The 16,015-nt window shown below is 66.5% G+C and carries 16 protein-coding genes and 1 pseudogene; 13 read left to right on the top strand and 4 right to left on the bottom strand.

The annotated features are described in order from the left end of the window. The first annotated feature begins 9 nt into the window (after positions 1-9). From QM772_RS01780 to QM772_RS01730, 11 genes and pseudogenes are all read left to right on the top strand, one after another. A complete protein-coding gene (locus QM772_RS01780) occupies positions 10-1,191 on the top strand; it encodes an ABC transporter substrate-binding protein (protein WP_415133568.1) in 1,182 nt (393 codons plus the stop codon). A 27-nt stretch (positions 1,192-1,218) separates the two neighbouring features. Continuing rightward, positions 1,219-2,085 (top strand): branched-chain amino acid ABC transporter permease, encoded by an 867-nt coding sequence (locus QM772_RS01775; protein WP_415133566.1) that lies wholly within the window; start codon positions 1,219-1,221, stop codon positions 2,083-2,085. Next, positions 2,082-3,089 (top strand): branched-chain amino acid ABC transporter permease, encoded by a 1,008-nt coding sequence (locus tag QM772_RS01770; protein ID WP_415133564.1) that lies wholly within the window; start codon positions 2,082-2,084, stop codon positions 3,087-3,089. Before QM772_RS01775 ends, QM772_RS01770 begins: the two co-directional genes overlap by 4 nt. Next, on the top strand, positions 3,086-4,702 hold the full coding sequence (locus QM772_RS01765) for an ATP-dependent acyl-CoA ligase (protein WP_415133562.1): 1,617 nt from the start codon (positions 3,086-3,088) through the stop codon (positions 4,700-4,702). Before QM772_RS01770 ends, QM772_RS01765 begins: the two co-directional genes overlap by 4 nt. Continuing rightward, positions 4,699-5,481, top strand: a complete 783-nt coding sequence (locus QM772_RS01760) for an ABC transporter ATP-binding protein (protein ID WP_415133560.1) — start codon at positions 4,699-4,701, stop codon at positions 5,479-5,481. The genes QM772_RS01765 and QM772_RS01760 overlap by 4 nt, the downstream gene beginning before the upstream one ends. Beyond that, the gene (locus tag QM772_RS01755; RefSeq protein ID WP_415133558.1) at positions 5,468-6,190 is read left to right on the top strand and encodes an ABC transporter ATP-binding protein; all 723 of its coding nucleotides are present in this window, start codon (positions 5,468-5,470) and stop codon (positions 6,188-6,190) included. Before QM772_RS01760 ends, QM772_RS01755 begins: the two co-directional genes overlap by 14 nt. Beyond that, on the top strand, positions 6,180-7,055 hold the full coding sequence (locus QM772_RS01750) for a CoA transferase subunit A (protein ID WP_415133556.1): 876 nt from the start codon (positions 6,180-6,182) through the stop codon (positions 7,053-7,055). Before QM772_RS01755 ends, QM772_RS01750 begins: the two co-directional genes overlap by 11 nt. Then, a complete protein-coding gene (locus QM772_RS01745) occupies positions 7,042-7,908 on the top strand; it encodes a CoA-transferase subunit beta (RefSeq protein WP_415133554.1) in 867 nt (288 codons plus the stop codon). Before QM772_RS01750 ends, QM772_RS01745 begins: the two co-directional genes overlap by 14 nt. Positions 7,909-7,922: 14 nt before the next feature. Next, positions 7,923-9,161 carry a thiolase family protein gene (locus QM772_RS01740; RefSeq protein WP_415133552.1) on the top strand — a complete coding sequence of 413 codons (1,239 nt, stop codon included), beginning with the start codon at positions 7,923-7,925 and terminating at the stop codon, positions 9,159-9,161. A gap of 30 nt (positions 9,162-9,191) precedes the next feature. Continuing rightward, positions 9,192-9,962, top strand: coding sequence for an SDR family NAD(P)-dependent oxidoreductase (locus QM772_RS01735; protein ID WP_415133550.1), 771 nt, complete (start codon positions 9,192-9,194; stop codon positions 9,960-9,962). A 157-nt stretch (positions 9,963-10,119) separates the two neighbouring features. Continuing rightward, positions 10,120-10,302 (top strand): annotated as a pseudogene (locus QM772_RS01730) (slipin family protein); the annotation flags it as partial. 227 nt (positions 10,303-10,529) lie between these two features. On the opposite strand, the gene mobH reads toward QM772_RS01730, so the two are convergent. Continuing rightward, positions 10,530-11,357 (bottom strand): MobH family relaxase, encoded by an 828-nt coding sequence (gene mobH, locus QM772_RS01725; RefSeq protein WP_415139418.1) that lies wholly within the window; start codon positions 11,355-11,357, stop codon positions 10,530-10,532. A gap of 344 nt (positions 11,358-11,701) precedes the next feature. Between mobH and QM772_RS01720 the strand changes: the two genes are divergently transcribed. Together QM772_RS01720 and QM772_RS01715 are read left to right on the top strand one after the other, a co-directional pair. Further along, positions 11,702-12,172 carry an S-adenosylmethionine decarboxylase family protein gene (locus QM772_RS01720; RefSeq protein WP_415133548.1) on the top strand — a complete coding sequence of 157 codons (471 nt, stop codon included), beginning with the start codon at positions 11,702-11,704 and terminating at the stop codon, positions 12,170-12,172. Positions 12,173-12,184: 12 nt separating this feature from the next. Then, positions 12,185-12,826, top strand: a complete 642-nt coding sequence (locus tag QM772_RS01715; protein WP_415133546.1) for a riboflavin synthase — start codon at positions 12,185-12,187, stop codon at positions 12,824-12,826. Between the two features lie 7 nt (positions 12,827-12,833). Here the strand turns inward: QM772_RS01715 and QM772_RS01710 are convergent, their stop codons facing one another. The 3 genes from QM772_RS01710 to QM772_RS01700 all read right to left on the bottom strand — a co-directional run bounded on the left by QM772_RS01710 (position 12,834) and on the right by QM772_RS01700 (position 15,930). Next, the gene (locus tag QM772_RS01710; protein ID WP_415133544.1) at positions 12,834-13,718 is read right to left on the bottom strand and encodes a DMT family transporter; all 885 of its coding nucleotides are present in this window, start codon (positions 13,716-13,718) and stop codon (positions 12,834-12,836) included. Between the two features lie 83 nt (positions 13,719-13,801). Next, complete coding sequence (locus QM772_RS01705; RefSeq protein ID WP_415133542.1) at positions 13,802-14,383, bottom strand: methylated-DNA--[protein]-cysteine S-methyltransferase; 582 nt, start codon at positions 14,381-14,383, stop codon at positions 13,802-13,804. Between the two features lie 59 nt (positions 14,384-14,442). After that, complete coding sequence (locus QM772_RS01700; RefSeq protein ID WP_415133540.1) at positions 14,443-15,930, bottom strand: AlkA N-terminal domain-containing protein; 1,488 nt, start codon at positions 15,928-15,930, stop codon at positions 14,443-14,445. Positions 15,931-16,015: the final 85 nt, after the last annotated feature.

The following is a 16,015-nucleotide window of genomic DNA, read 5'->3' as shown; positions in this document are numbered from 1 at the left end:
GAGACATCAATGTTCAGCAAACGCTCACGCCTTCACCGCTTCGTTCCCTCGGTTGCCGCGGCGGCCCTGCTTTGCCCTGGCGCGCACCAGGCCTTGGCCCAGGGGGCCACGGACACAGCCGTCAAGGTCGGCGCGTACAACGCTCTGACCGGCCCTATCCCGCTGACAGGCAAGCAGATGGCGGCAGGCTGGAATGCCGCGGTGCAGGCGGTCAATGCTGCGGGCGGCGTCCATGGGCGCAAGATCGAGCTGATCATGGAGGACGATGGCTACGAGCCGTCACGTGCCATGGCCGCGGCCCGCAAGCTGGTCGAGCGTGACAAGGTGCTGGTGGTCACCGGCCTGGGTACGCCAACCACGGTCGTGGCGGCCAGGTACCTGGAACAGGCGAAGGTTCCACTGCTGTTCCCGATGGGGGCCAGCTCCACGCAGTTGAATCAGGCCGGCCTCACGCAGTTGTTCATGGCCCATCCCGCCTACATGACGCAGGCCGAAATCGTCATCGGATGGATGATGGACAACACCGACGTCAAGAAGCCCTGCATCCTGTACCAGGTGGACCCCTCGGGCGAGGATCACTTCGTCGGCGCCAAGAAGGCGACGGCCGCGCGAAAGACGCAACTGGCGGCCGCTGAGACCTTCGAGCGCGGCACCACCGAGTTCTCGGCCCAGGTGCTGAAGATGAAGAATGCAGGCTGCGACTTCGTCTACACGGCCACCACGCTGGAAGCGGGTGCGCGCGTCGTCACTGCTGCGGATCGCATCGGCTTCACGCCCAAGTTCGCCGGCTTCACCACGCAGGCGGACACCACACTGATCAAGCTGCTCGGCCCGCTGGCCGAAGGCTTCTACGCTGCCGACATGATGGCGCGCCCCGAGAGCGACAGCGAAGCTGTCAAGACCTATCACGCCAACCTCAAGAAGTACGCGCCTGGTATCGAACCCACTTTCTTCACGACTTATGGCTATGCCTCGATGATGCTGATCGCGGAAGCCATCCGGGATGCCGGCCCGCAGCCCACACGGCAAAAGGTGATCGAAGCGCTCCAGTCCTGGAATCCAAAACAGTCCCCTCTGATGGGGCCGGTGGCATTCAGCCCTTCCAACCACGACGGGAAGCGGTCGCTCTACATGATCCAAGTGAAAGATGGCAATTGGACGCAGGTCTCCGGTTGGATCGACGCCAAGTGAATGCGGCGAATTCGCTGAAAGTCCACCATGGACCAGGCAATCATTAACGGTCTGGCGGAAGGCAGCGTCTATGCGCTGCTGGCGCTGGGGCTCGTTTTCATCCACCGTATCACGGACATCGCCAGTTTCGCGCACGGGGAAGTATCGGCGTTGGCGGCCTTCATTGGCTTTACCGTGTTCCACAGCATGGGCGCGCCGTTCCTGGTCGGCATCGTGGCGAGCATCGTCGCCGGTGGCCTGATCGGCGCGTTCATCGAGCGTGTCGTCATCCGTTCTGTCCAGTCGAGCAATCTACTGGGCACGGTGGTGGTCACTCTGGGCCTGTTCTTCGTGATCCACGGGTGCGTCAAGCTGATCTGGGGGCCGGAGGTTCGCCCGTATCCGTCGATGTTCGGGGAGGGTACGGTACGTATCGGCGGCATGGGTGTGTCGGCACAGCACCTCGGGGTGATGGTGACGGCCTTTCTGGTCGCCGTCGGGCTCGCGGCCTTCCTGCGCTGGACGCGCACTGGGTTGGCGCTGCGCGCCATCCCGCAGAACCGCTTTGGCGCGATCCTGATCGGGTTAAACATCCGCAAGCTGATCTCCACCGCCTGGATCGTGGGATCGGTGGTGGGGGCGATCGCGGGCGTGCTGATCGCGCCGCTGACCTTCCTCAACTCCAACATGATGCAGGCGCCGATTATCAAGGCCTTCGCGGTGGCGGCGCTCGGGGGCCTGAACAGCCTGGTGGGTGCGTTCATCGGCGGCCTGGCGCTGGGTGTGATCGAAAACGTCGCCGTGCTCTACATCCCGACCTACTTCAAGGACAGCATCGCGTTCGTCTTCATCTTGGCGATCCTGCTCATCCAGCCCGAGGGCCTGTTCGGCAAGCTGCGCAAGGAGAAGGTATGAATCACCGCTGGCTGTCCATCGCTGCCTTTGCCATCGCAGCGCTCCTTCCGCTGGGCATGGGTGACTACTGGCTGTACCTGCTGGCCATGACGGGCGCCTATGGCATCGTTGCGCTCGGCCTGAACCTGCTGACCGGGCTGAGCGGCCAGATTTCCCTCGGCCATGCGGGCTTCTTCGCCATCGGCGCCTACGCTTCGACGATCCTGAACACCAGGTACAACCTGCCTTTCCTGCTGTCGGGTGCAATCGCCGTGGCGATCGGGTGGCTGGTGGGCTTCGGCGTTGGCTTTCCGGCGGTACGTTTGCGCGGACTCTACCTGGCCATCGCGACGATGGCCTTCGGCATCGGCGTCGAGCGCATCCTCTACCACTTCAAGGACCTCACGGGAGGACCCTACGGGCTCACCGTGATGGCGCCGCAGTTCCTCGGCGTCACCTTCAACACGCCCCAGACGCTGTACTACTTGGTGCTGACCGTCGTTGCCGTTTCGGTGCTGTTTATCGCCAACGTGGTGCACGGACGTCCCGGACGCATGCTGGTGGCGATGCGCGACAACGAACTGGCGGCGAGCGCCATGGGGGTGGACGTGAAGCGTCTGAAGGTGATGGCGTTTGCTGTCAGCGCATCCTTGGCCACGCTGGGCGGCGTGCTGTACGCGCCCATCATCACCTTCATCAGCGTCGAGCACTTCACGCTGTGGCTGTCGATCACCTTCGTGTCGATGATCATCGTGGGTGGACTCGGCTCCATTGTTGGCTCCTTCCTCGGCGCGGCCTTCGTGGTGCTGGTGCCCGAACTATTGCGTGACCTGGGTGGGCACCACCAGATCATCTACGGCCTCGCCATGATCCTGGTCTTCGTCCTGTGGCCTTCCGGGTTGGTCGGCATCCTGAATCGCCTGTGGGATCTGATCGCTACCCGTCGCGGTACGCCGCCCCCGGGTTCCGGAGCCGGCGGGTCGAACAGGCTCGTGCCCGCTGCCGCGCAGGAGAAACGCGAATGAAGACCTATCCCATCAGCGAGCGAGTCTTGGGCAAGGTGCTGGCCGACAAGGTACGAGAGTGCGGTGACCGCGTCTTCATCCGTTTCGAGGAAATCAGCCTCACGTATCGCGAGGCCGACGCCCTGAGCAACCAACTGGCGAACGGACTGGTGCGCCATGGCGTCGCGAAGGGCACGCACGTCGCCCTGATGATCGACAACAAACCAGAGATCGTTCTGCTCTACCTCGCCCTGGGCAAGCTGGGCGCCGTCTCGGTGCCGGTCAACACGGCGGCGAAGGGAGAACTGCTTGCCTACTATCTGGAGCAGTCCGACTCGAAGCTGCTGATTGCCGACGCATCGCTCGTGGAGCGCCTGGCGATCGTCGCGGATCGGGTGCCGGGGCTCCAAACCGTGGTCGCGTTGCAGGAGCCTGGCCAGGATGAACCCGTGCAGCCGGCGCAGCGATGGTCGCTCGGCCGCTATGAATCGTTGCTGCTGGATTCCCCCGATACGCCGCCTCAGGTGGATGTGCGTTTTAGCGATCTTCATTCGCTGATTTACACCTCCGGCACGACGGGGCCTTCCAAGGGCAACATGTCCACGCATGCCCATACCGTGGGTTGCGGGATCGCGCTGACGCACGGCTTCAGCTATGGGGCCGACGACGTGCTGTACGTCTGCCTGCCGATCTTCCATGGCAATGCCTGGCTGTGCAGCGTGATGCCTGCGCTCGTGGCGGGTGCCTCCATCGTGATCGCGCGCCGCTTCTCCACCTCCGGTTTCTGGCCGGACATTCGCCGCCATGGCGTCACGCAGTTCAACTCGCTCGGGGCGATGACCAACTTCCTGTGGAGTCAGCCGCCCGAGCCCGGCGACCGGGATCACAAGGTACGGCAGGTGATGGTCGTACCCACTCCCCCCTACCTCCACGAATTCCAGGAACGCTTCGGCATCCGCTTCACGTCCGTCTATGCCTTGACTGACTGTGGCAACGTTACCCTGCGGGGGGCCGACGAGCGCCCTGACAAGTGGGCGTCGGCTGGCCGGCCCCTCGACTACTGCGAGATTCGCATCGTGGACGACGACGATATTGAGGTGCCTTGCGGCCAGCCAGGCGAGATCCTGATACGGCCCAAGGAGCCCTGGATCTTCGCTCAGGGCTACTACAACATGCCGGAAGCCACGGCGCGTGCAACACGCAACCTGTGGTTCCATACGGGTGATCGCGCCTATCTGGATACAGACGGCTATCTCTACTTCGTAGACCGCAAGAAGGACGCGATCCGTCGGCGTGGCGAAAACATCTCAGCCTTCGAGGTTGAGCAGATCGTTCTGAAGCATTCGGCCGTCAGCGAGGTCGCCGCCTTCCCGGTGGCGTCGGAGCACAGCGAGGACGAGGTGATGGTGAGCGTGGTCCTGCGCGAGGGTGCGAACCTGACGGAGGCTGAACTGGTTCACCACTGCAAGGACAACATGGCGTACTTCATGGTGCCGCGCTATGTGGAGTTCTTGCCGGCGATGCCCAAGACCATGACCGAAAAGGTCGAGAAGTACAAGCTGAAGGCCAACGCGGAAAGTCGCCTCGCAAGTGTGTGGGACCGCGATAAGGCCGGGATCGTGGTGAAGAGATGAATACGAGCACGCTTCTTTCCGTCGACGACGTGTCGATGCATTTCGGCGGGTTGCGGGCGCTCGATGGCGTCACGCTCGAGGTCAGGCCACAGCAGGTGGTCGGGCTTATCGGCCCCAATGGCTCAGGCAAATCCACGCTCATCAACGTGCTGTCACGGATCTACGAGCCGACGGGCGGCATGGTCCGACTGGGCGGGCGCGACATGGCAGGGATCCCCGTGAGTGCGGTGCCCAGCCTGGGCATCACCCGCACGTTCCAGAACGTGCGCCTGTTCCCGACCATGACGGTGCGCGACAACCTGCGCATGGGCACCACCAGCGCCACGCGCAGCGGCTTCCTGTCGGCCGGGCTCAAGCTGCCCTCGGCCCGCAGGGAAGAGGCACAGATCCAGACACAGGTAGAAGAGATCGCGCAACTGCTCGGTCTCGAAACCCAACTGGACCGGGTCGCTGGCGACTTGCCCTATGGCCTGCAGAAGCTGACCGAACTCGGGCGGGCCCTGGTGTCCAGCCCCATGCTCATCCTGCTGGACGAGCCCGTAGCGGGGATGAACCCGTCCGAGAAGCAAGCCCTGGTGGCGGCGCTCAAGCGCGTGCGCGCCGCGCGTTCCGTGGCCTTCCTGCTCGTGGAGCACGACATGGTGTTCGTGATGAGCTTGTGCGAATACCTGTACGTGTTGAATTTCGGCAAGCTCATCGCCCAGGGCCTGCCTGAAGCCGTTCGTGCCCATCCCGGTGTGATCGAAGCCTATCTGGGAGGTGGCCATGCTGCGCATTGAAGGTCTGGAGGCCGGCTACGGCCGTGCGCAGGTGCTGCACGACGTTTCGCTCGAAGTACCAATGGGTGCGCTCACCACCGTCCTTGGGCCCAATGGCGCGGGCAAGTCCACGTTGCTGCGGGCGATTTCAGGTGCCATCAAGGTGCGTGCGGGCCGCATCGAGTTCAAAGGCGCGCAACTCAACGGCCTGCAGCCGCACGAGATCGTCCGGCATGGTGTCGCGCACGTGCCAGAGGGGCGGCAGATCTTCCCCGACCTGACGGTGCAGGAGAACCTGCGTCTGGGCACCATCGCCGCGAAGCTGCCTTCTTCCCGCCCCGAGGTGGAAGCGTTCATCTACGACACCTTTCCGCGCGTGAAGGAGCGCCTGCACCAGCCGGCGGGCACGATGTCGGGTGGCGAGCAGCAGATGTTGGCTTTCAGCCGCGCGTTGATGGCCGATCCGCAGGTGCTCCTGTTGGATGAACCCTCCATGGGCTTGGCGCCGATCTTGGTTGAACAGATGCTGGAAGTCGTGCGCAAGCTGGTGAAGGAGCGCAACCTCACCGTGCTTTTGGTGGAGCAGAACACCCGCCTTGCCATGAATCTGGCCGATTCGGTGTACGTGCTTGAGAACGGCGCAATTGCCTTCTCGGGTTCGCGCGAGCAGGCGCAGGCTTCTTCCGTCATTCAGGATCTCTATCTGGGAGGGTCCGGCCATGCTCAGTGAAAACGCCAGCGGTAAGTGCATGTCGCTGCAGGATGCCGCGCGAAAGATCCAGCCCGGCGACGTCATCGGCATCGGAGGCATGACGCTCTATCGCAAGCCGATGGCCTTCGTGCGCGAGCTGGCGCGCCAACGAGCCCGGGATTTGACATTGATCGGCTTCTGCAGCGGCTTCGAGGCGGAGCTGTTGACGGCGGTGGGTGCACTGTCGGCGTTGCGCACCTGTTACTTTGGTCTGGAGTTTCTGGGCCTGGCGCCGGTGCTTCGCAAGGCGGTGGAGCAGGGGGGCGTGAAGGTGATCGAGGAAACCGAATACACGATCGCGGTGGGCCTGCAGGCCGCGCTGATGCGCGTGCCCTATCTTCCGTCGCGCGATTGCGAGGTCGGCACCGACTTCTTTCGTATCCGTCCGGATCTGCGGCGGGCGCCGTGCCCGGTGACTGGCGACGAACTGACGTGGTTCCCGGCCGTTTCGCCCCGTGTCGCCGTGATCCACGTCCCCCTGGCCGACGAGCAGGGCAATGCTTGGCTGGGCGGCCAGCACTGCGTCGATGCGCAGCTCGCGATGGCGGCCGACTACACCATCGTGACTGCCGAGAAGATCGTACCAACGGCGCAGATTCAGCAGGCGCAGGGCGCCGCGGGCCTGGTGTCGTTCATGGTCGATGCCGTCGTCGAGGCACCGGGCGGAGCACATCCCACGAGTTGCTATCCCGACTATCCGCTGGATGTGGTGCATATCAGCCAATACCTGCGCCAGGCGCGCGCCGCGGGGGTGCAGGCTTACCTGGAGCGGTATGTGCACCAGTCCGGCGACGAACGCGAGTATCTGCAACGCATCGCCCGGGATATCCATGAGCACGCCTGAAAACCACAGCATTTCCGAGCACATGATTGCTGCCATCGTGGCCGTAATCGAGGACGGTGACGTTCTGCTCGAAGGCATCGGCACCTTCCTGCCGACGTCGGCCTACATGCTGGCGCAGGCCACGAAGGCGCCGCGATCTATCCGACTGTGCCCTGTGGGCAACTGCTTCGTTCCGAATGCGCACGCCTTGAGCCTGGCGGCGTACGAGTTCGAGGCGCTGCAGCACGCCGTGTACCGGTTCACCTACTGGGACGTGAATGGCTCCTACCTGCCGTCCTTCGTCACGGGCAGGCGCGGCGGCTGGAAGGAGTTCTTGCGCCCCGCCCAGGTCGACGCCACCGGGCGGACCAACAACGTGGTGATCGGCCCCTACGACCGGCCTCGGGTCCGGCTGCCAGGTGCCGCTGGTCTGCCTGATGGGGCGCCGGTGGAAGCCGCGCTCTACATGTACGTGCCGCGCCACGACCGTAACTGTTTCGTGCCTCGGCTGGACTTCGTGAGCACGCCGGGCATGGAAGAGGGCGGCAAGCCGCACACCATCGTGACGGATCTGGCGGTGATGAGGTTTCGGCCCGGTGGCGTACTGGAGGTACAGACCCTGATGCCCGGTGCCACACGCGAGCAGGTCCAGGATCAGACAGGCTTCGACCTGCGCTTTCGCGAGCAGCTTCTGCCGTTGTCACCCTTGACGGCGCAGCAACTGGATGTGCTGCGTACACGGGTGGATCCTTTGGCGCTGCGGGATCTGGAGTTGTTTTCCGGCGAAGCGCGCCTGGCGCGCATCGAGGAACTGGCCCGGCAGGAGCCGGTTCGCGCGCAACTGATGGAACGATTGGTCGCACTGGCCAGCTGAGAGAGGGGCGTCCGATGGAAGACATCTATATCGTCGGCGTCGGCATGACGCCCTTTGGTCGCTTGCTCGACAAGGATCTGAAGACTCTGACCCGAGAAGCGGTCCAGGCCGCGCTGGACGATGCTGGCCTGGGCAAGGAGAAGCTGCAGGCCGTTTTCTTCGGCAATGCGTCGCAGGGGCACATGGAGGGCCAGCAGATGATCCGCGGCCAGATCGCTCTGCGTGCCATGGGCATCGAGCGCATTCCCGTTTTCAACGTGGAGAACGCGTGCGCCAGCGGTTCATCCGCTTTCGCACTGGCTGTGGCGCAACTGCGCGCAGGACAGGCTGACGTGGCTCTCGCCGTCGGCGCCGAGAAGATGTGTTCCGCCGACAAGGCGCGCATGTTCTCCGTCTTCGACAGCGCCTGGGATCTCTCGACGGTCGAGGAGAATCGGAGCAATCTGCTGCGCATGGGTGAGGGGATCGATGTGCCTGAGGGCACCTGTTCCACCCGCCCCTACAGCGTGTTCATGGATGTGTACGCAGCCATGGCGCGGGCACACATGCGCCGCTGGGGTACTACGCAGCGCCAGATTGCCGCAGTGTCGGCGAAGAACCATGCGCATTCGGTGCACAACCCCAACTCGCAGTACCGCAGCGCCTACACAGTCGATGAAGTTCTGGCTGCGCCCCCCATCGTGTATCCGCTGACGCTGCCGATGTGTTCACCGGTGTCGGACGGGGCCGCTGCAGCGGTCGTCTGTAGCGGTGCGGCGCTCGGTCGGCTGAATATTGACCGCCGCCGCGCGGTGCGCGTGCGGGCCTGCGTGGTGCAAAGCGGATCGGATCGCCGTGAAGAAGACTATGAATCGCACTGCACAGCGCTGGCGGCTAAGCGCGCCTATGAGGCTGCGGGCCTGGGCCCTGCGGATGTTTCCGTGGCCGAAGTTCACGATGCGACGGCCATGGGGGAGATCATCCAGATCGAGAACCTGGGCTTCTGCGCGTTTGGCGAAGGAGGTGCGCTCTCGGAGCGCGGCGATACCCGCTTGGTCGGACGAATCCCGGTCAATCCCTCGGGTGGGCTCGAATCCAAAGGGCATCCCGTCGGTGCCACGGGCATCGGCCAGATCTTCGAACTGGTGACGCAACTGCGGGGCGAGGCAGGTGCCAGGCAGGTCGATGGTGCGCGCGTAGCGCTTGCCGAGAACGGTGGCGGGCTGCATGGCATCGAAGAGGCCGCAGCCGTCGTCACCATTCTGTCGTGCTGAGAACTCCGCGACGCCATGTGAAGAGAAACTATGGAACTGACCGAAAAGATTGCGGTTGTCAGCGGCGCAGCCTCCGGCCTGGGCCTGGCGTGCTGTCAGACCTTGCTTGATAGTGGCGCGAAGGTGCTCGCACTGGATGTCAATGAAGAAGCCTTGCATGGCGCGTTGGGTTCAAAGGGCGACCGGGTTCGGCTGCGCGTTGTCGACGTGGCTCACGATGGCGAAGTAGTGGCCGCGGTCGCCGAAGCGCTCGATGTCTGGGGTGCGTTGCATGTTGCCGTCAACTGTGCGGGCATCCTGGGGCCTTGTCGGACCTTGTCGAAAGGCGAGGTCTTTCCATTCGAGCTCTGGAATCGGGTGATCGGCGTCAACCTGACGGGAACCTTCAATGTCGTCCGCCATGCCGCGAAGGCCATGGCGCTGAACGAACCCAATGCCGACGGAGAACGTGGCGTCATCATTAGTACTGCCTCAGGCGCCGCATGGCAGGGGCAGGTGGGACAGGCCGCTTACAGCGCAAGTAAGGCTGGTGTGATGGGGTTGACACTGCCAGTAGCCAGAGACCTTGCTCCCTTGGGCATTCGCGTCGTAACGATTGCGCCGGGCCTGTTCGAGACAGGGATGTCTGCCGGCATGCGCCAGGATGTTTTTGACCGATTGATCGATCAAACCATCCTGTTCCCTGAACGAATGGGCCAGCCCGCCGAGTTTGCGCGTCTGGTTCGCCACATTGTCGAGAATGCGTATCTGAATGCGACGACCATCAGCCTTGATGGCGGGGCGAGAGTCGGTACGCGTTGAGAGCGGCCGAGGCTTGCCCGGCCTGCGCGAGAGGACACGGCAGAGCATGACGCAGAGCTCTTGAAGTGCCCTGGCGCACTTCGAGCACCGTCCGTGTGAGTGCGGTAGCCTGTCGGTGTGGAGCATGCCAAGTTCTCCTGGAGGGGTTGAGGTCGGCAAGTCGGCCGCGGCCACGCGCTCGCTGCTCAACACGGCCAAGGTGATGGAGGGCAACCCCGTTGCTCTGCGCCTGAAGGGGTTGGAGACGCTGGAGCGCATCTCTGAGCGCATCGACAAGATCTCCATGTTCGGAGGTCTGAACCAGGTGCTCAACGAGCTGGTGAAGCTGGCTTCGCGCTGAGCACCATCACAACGGGCTCCCGCTTTGGCGTGGAGCTTTTTTTCGCTTGGCCGAAGGGGTACGACGATGGGGCCGCGTGATGGTCTGTCTATGAATGGGGTTGTATAGTATTGCGGCTGCTCATATAAAACACAAAAAAATATCTTTTATCATCAATAATTTATGAAAAAATACATATAAATGTATTTTAATCTGGCGTCTTCGAGTGAGATTCTCCAAACCCTGGGTCAACGCCTGCGCACACAACGGTTGGCCCAGGGGTTGCCCCAGCGCGAGCTGGCACAGATGTCCAGCAGGGTGTGGGGCGACTTCGGGATGCCGGCCAACTGGTCGTTCTCCAGCAGCTTCAGGACATCCTCGGCCGCACCGGGCCAGATCAGGAACAGGCCTTCGGGGCCGAGCCACAGTCGGCTCTTGTCGCGGTTCGGCGTCCAGGCTGAATGGCCCGCGGTGAGGCGGCGGAAGGCGTCCACGAGGTAGCGCTCGAGGTGGGAGCCGTACTGGGGTTTGCCGTAGCGGTCGGCGCTGGCCAGCAGGTTGCGGTCGATCACCAGGGCCAAGGAGCGGCGCACCAGCTCATCCAGGACGTTGTGCTCGCGGTGCTGAGGGATGCCGGCGATGCTGGCCATCAGGTGCGGCACGATGACGGCGTTGCCGCTGCCCAGCATTTGCAGCACCGGCGCCGGTACGATGTGCGGGAGCGCGAACAGCCCCACGCCGCGCGTCTCGTGCGCCTGGGCGCGCCAGCGCACGAAGTAGCGGTCCGTGCCACGCTGCTCGAGCCAGGCCAGCAGGCCGCCAAGGAACGCCGGCCATTCTTCTCCCGCGGCGGTGGTCACGATGAGATGGGTCAGGGCGCGGTGCAGCTCGCAGCACAGGCCGCCGATGAACGTGGCGATACGCCAGCGGGGTTCGAGCTCGCGACGCTCCGAGATCGTCGAGCGGCCGGAGAAGATGTGGGCGTCCGTGCCTTGCAGGCTGAAGAACGCCGTTTCCAGGCCCAGTTGCAGCAGGCCGCCTGGCGTGGCAAAGAAGTTGTCCGAAGTGGCGGGCAGCAGGTGAACGAAGCGCGCATATCAACGCTTTCGCATCAGTGCTACGTCCGTTGTGGGGAACAGTTTGGGGAACAGTCGGCAAAAGATGTCATGAGATTCGATGAGACGGCATGAAGTTTGCTCGAATTATTTTCCTTGTATAATCAATGGGTCACGGGTTTCATGCTGTCTGGCTTAGACTCGTCAATGGGGTAGCTAGCGGGCTACGAACCAAGGGGTCGTGGGGTCGAATCCTGACAGCCGCGCCAGTCTCCAGAGATGCCCTGCAAGTCGTGTATTTGCAGGGCTTTCTTCTTGGTGCCGAAAGCCGTCGGGCGCGATACGCCGCCCAAGGAGATGACACCATGCAAGGCCTGCACCTGACCGCCGACCTTCACCGCTGCGTTTGCGGCGAGCTTCTGCTGACCGACGCGCGGGCGCTGGCCCGCATGTGCCGCGCGCGCACGCTCGCGGCCGGCCTGACGCTGGTGGCCGAGAAGTGGCACACCTTCCCCGACTTCGGCGGCCGGCCCGGCGGCGTGACGGGCATGCTGCTGCTGGCCGAGTCGCACCTGGCGGTGCACACCTGGCCGGAGCGCCGCGGCGTGACGCTGGACGTTTACGTGTGCAACCTCCGGTCCGACAACTCGGCTCGGGCCGAGGCGCTGATGCAGGCGCTGCTCGACGCGCTGCAGCCCGGCGAGGCGCAGCGCCAGTCGCTGCGGCGCGGCGCCGCGCACCCACCCGGCGCGGCTTCAGCCGAGGCCGAGGAATGCTTCCACCCCCAGCCGCGCCACGCGCTGGCCGCCGGCGACGGCGGTACGCTCGACGTCTAGGAGACCCCCACCATGTTCACCGGCATCATCACCGCCGTCGGCCGCATCGCCGAGGTGCGCGAGCTGGGCGCGAGCAGCGCGCACGGCAAGCAGCTCGCCATCGAAACGCCGGCCGGCTACCTGGACGACGTGGGGCTGGGCGACAGCATCGCCCTCAATGGCGCCTGCATGACGGTGACCGCGTTCGATGCGGCGGCGGGGCGCTTTCGCATCGACATCTCGGCCGAATCCCTGGCGCGCACCGCCGGGCTGGACCGCGCCGGCCCCGTCAACCTGGAGAAGGCGCTGCGCGCCGGCGACCGGCTGGGCGGCCACATCGTGTCGGGCCATGTGGACGGTATCGGCACGGTGACGCACTTCGCGCCCGTGGGCGAGAGCTGGGAACTGCGCGTGCTCGCCCCCTCGGAACTGGGCAAGTTCCTGGCCTACAAGGGCTCGATCACCGTCAACGGCGTCAGCCTGACGGTGAACCGCGTGGCCGATTCGGCCCAGGGCTGCGAGGTCAGCATCAACCTGATTCCGCACACCGTGCAGAACACCGCGCTGCATGCGCTGCAAGCCGGCGCGCAGGTCAACCTGGAGATCGACCTGATCGCGCGTTATGTGGAAAGAATGCTCGCAGCTGGTGCCAGTCCAGCGCCAGCAGCTCCTTAAAGTATAGCTATCGGCCGAACAGGCGGACTGCGCCGGTCGCCAGCGCGGTGCCGCAAAGCACGACCAGGCCGCATGCCAGCACCCAGGGCGTCAGCGTCTCGCCCAGCAGCGTCACGCCATAGAACACCGCGAACACCGGGATGGCGAAGGTCACGGTGATGGCGCGCGCCGGGCCGAGCCGTTGGATCAGGCTGAAGAACAGCACGTAGGCCACGGCCGTGCACAGCAGGCCCAGCGCCAGCATGCCCAGCCAGGCTTGCGGGCGGGGCATCTGCGCGGGCCACAGCAGCAGCGTGGGCAGTGCCAGCCCCAGCGCGGCGCCGATCTGGCTGCCGGTGGCCACCATCAGCGAGTTCAGGCCGTTCAGGTAGCGCCGCGTGTAGCTGGCCGACACGCCGTAGCTGAGGGTCGCCAGCAGGCAGGCGGCGATGCCCCAGAAGCTGGCCGCCGCCGAGGCGCCGGGCTGGAAGCCGGCCTCGCCGCCGGCCAGCAGGGCGACGCCGACGAAGCCGATGGCCAGGCCCAGCGCGCGCGAGGCGTCCAGCCGGTCGCCCAGCCAGGCCCAGGCCACCACCGCGCCGAACAGCGGCACGGTGGCGTTGAGGATGGCCGACAGCCCGGTGCTGATGTGCAGCAGCGCGTAGCTGTACAGTGCGAACGGCACCGCCGAGTTGATGACGCCGCAGAACAGCACCGGCTTCCAGTGCTGGCGCAACTGCGGCCACAGGCCGCGCGCCAGCATCACCGGCAGCAGCGCCAGCGCGGCGATGGCCACGCGCAGTCCGGCCGTGGGCAGCGGCCCGAACTCCAGCGCGCCCATGCGCAGGAACATGAACGAGGCGCCCCAGAGCGCCGCGAGCAGGATGAATTCGAGGGCCACCAATGCCGGCATGGCCGCGAGTATGGGCGAGGCGGCCGCGCCCGCCGGCTCAGGCGGCGATGAAATTGGCGCCGGGGTTTGATGCGGGCGCGGCATCAATCGGCCTGTTCAGCGGCAGGGCGCCGAGGGCGCAGGCGGCGCAGCGCGGCGTCGGGCGTGCTGGATTCAAAGCCGTCCAGGCGCCAGCCTTCCAGCCGCAGCAGGGCCGCCTTGCGCCCCAGGCCGCCGCCGAAGCCCGTCAGCGCGCCCTGGCTGCCGAGCACGCGGTGGCAGGGCACGACGATGATGAGCGGGTTGGCGCCTACCGCTGTGCCCACGGCGCGCACGGCGGCCGGCCGGCCGATGCGCGCGGCCACCTCGCCGTAGGTCCGGGCGTCGCCGCCGGCGATGCCCAGCAGCGCGCGCCACACGTCCTGCTGGAACGGCGTGCCGGCCGACAGGTCCAGCGGCAGGTCGAAGCGCGGGCGGCGGCCGGCGAAGTAGTCGCCGAACTGGCGCGCGGCTTCGGCCAGCACGGGGTGCGCGGGGTCGGCGCGGCTCCAGCCTTCAGTAGCCGGCGTGTCGCGCTGGCCGTCGATGAACCAGGCGCCGGCCAGGCCGTGCGCGGTGGCGCCGAGCAGCAGCTCGCCCAGCGGCGTGGGGCAGAGGGCGTGGGCGGAGAGGGTAGGGGTTTTCATGGCTTTTCCGGGGTTTACGCTTGCTGGGACTGCGCGGGCAGCTATCGAATTAATAGTTCTCAGGGCGTGGGTTGAAAGGCGCCGTGCCAGGCGCGCACCACGGCGTAGCCGCGCCAGGGGCGCCAGCGTTCGGCCCGTGCTTCAGCGGCGCGCGCGCTGGTGACGCCCAGCGCCTTTTGCAGCGCCACGTCGCCGGCCGGGAAGGCGTCGGGCCAGCGCAGGGCGCGCAGGGCGACGTAGCCGGCCGTCCAGTCGCCGATGCCGGGCAGCGCCTTCAGCGCCGCCGTGGTGGCGGCCACGTCGGCGCCGGCGTGCAGGGCCAGCGTGCCGCCGTCCACGGCGCGGGCCAGCGCCTGCACGGCGGCCTGGCGCTGGCGCACCAGGCCGAGCTGGCCGAGTTCGTCGCCGCTGGCGGCGGCCAGCGCGGCCGGCGTGGGGAAGAGGCGCGCGAGGCCGTGCGTGGATTCGGGCTCGGGCAGCGGCGCGCCGAAGCGCCGCACCAGCCGCGCCGCCAGCGTGCGCGCCGCCGCCACCGTGACCTGCTGGCCCAGCACGGCGCGCACGGCCAGCTCGAAGCCGTCCGGCGCGCCCGGCACGCGCAGGCCGGCGGCGTGCGGGAAGTCGGCGCCCAGCACGGCGTGGATGGCGGCCGGGTCGGCGTCCAGGTCCAGCCAGGCGCGCACGCGGGCGATCACGCGCGGCAGCTGGGGCGCCAGCGCCTCGGCCACGCGCACCCGCACGCGGCTCGCCGCCGGCTCGAAGGCGCAGGCCACCCAGCCGCTGGCGGCGCCCAGGCGCAGGGTGCGCGCCAGGGTGCCGGCGGCGGGATCGACCTGCTCCAGGCCGTCGATGGCGCGCTGGGCGAAGAAGCCGAGCAGCGCCGCCGCGTCATACGGCGGCCGCCAGCCCAGCAGCACCTCGACGGCGCCGCCCGCGCTGCCGGCCGCGCCGCGCCGCCGCAGCGCCGTGGGGCTGAGGCCGTAGTGCGCCGCGAAGGCGGCATTGAAGCGCCGCAGGCTGGCGAAGCCCGCCGCCAGCGCCACCTGGGCCACGGGCAGGCGCGTGTCGGCGAGCAGCTGCTTGGCGGCCAGCAGGCGGCGGGTTTGCAGCCAGGCGAGCGGGGTCACGCCCAGCTCGGACTCGAACACGCGGCGCAGGTGGCGGTCGCTCACGCCCAGGCGCGCGGCCAGGCCCGCCACGCTGGGCGCGTCGTCGCCCCAGGCGTCGGGCGTGTCGAGCAGGCGCGCGGCGTGCCGCGCCAGCAGGGCCGAGGCGTCCTGCGCCGACCAGGGTGCGGCGCGCGGCGCCAGCTCGGGCCGGCAGCGCAGGCAGGGGCGGAAGCCCGCGCCCTCGGCCTGCGCGGCGTGGGCGAAGAAGCGGCAGTTCTCGCGCCGCGGCGTCTTCACGCGGCAGACCGGGCGGCAGTAGATGCCGGTGGAGGTCACGCCGGTGAAGAACGCGCCGTCGAAGCGCGCGTCGTGCGCCGCCAGGGCGCGGTAGCAGGCGTCGGCGTCGAGCGCGGGGGCGAGGGGGGCCATGCCGGCCATGATAGGGCGGCGGGGTGCGGAGACTCGCCGTTTCCGGACATGCCCCTCGGCGCGGGGCGGCCGGTATTCTTCAAGCCTTTTGGGC

Origin of the sequence: Ottowia sp. (assembly GCF_047601385.1) — a bacterium.
Lineage (GTDB): Bacteria > Pseudomonadota > Gammaproteobacteria > Burkholderiales > Burkholderiaceae_C > Ottowia.
Note: the sequence above shows the minus strand (reverse complement) of the source record. Positions and strands in the feature narration are given on the sequence as shown.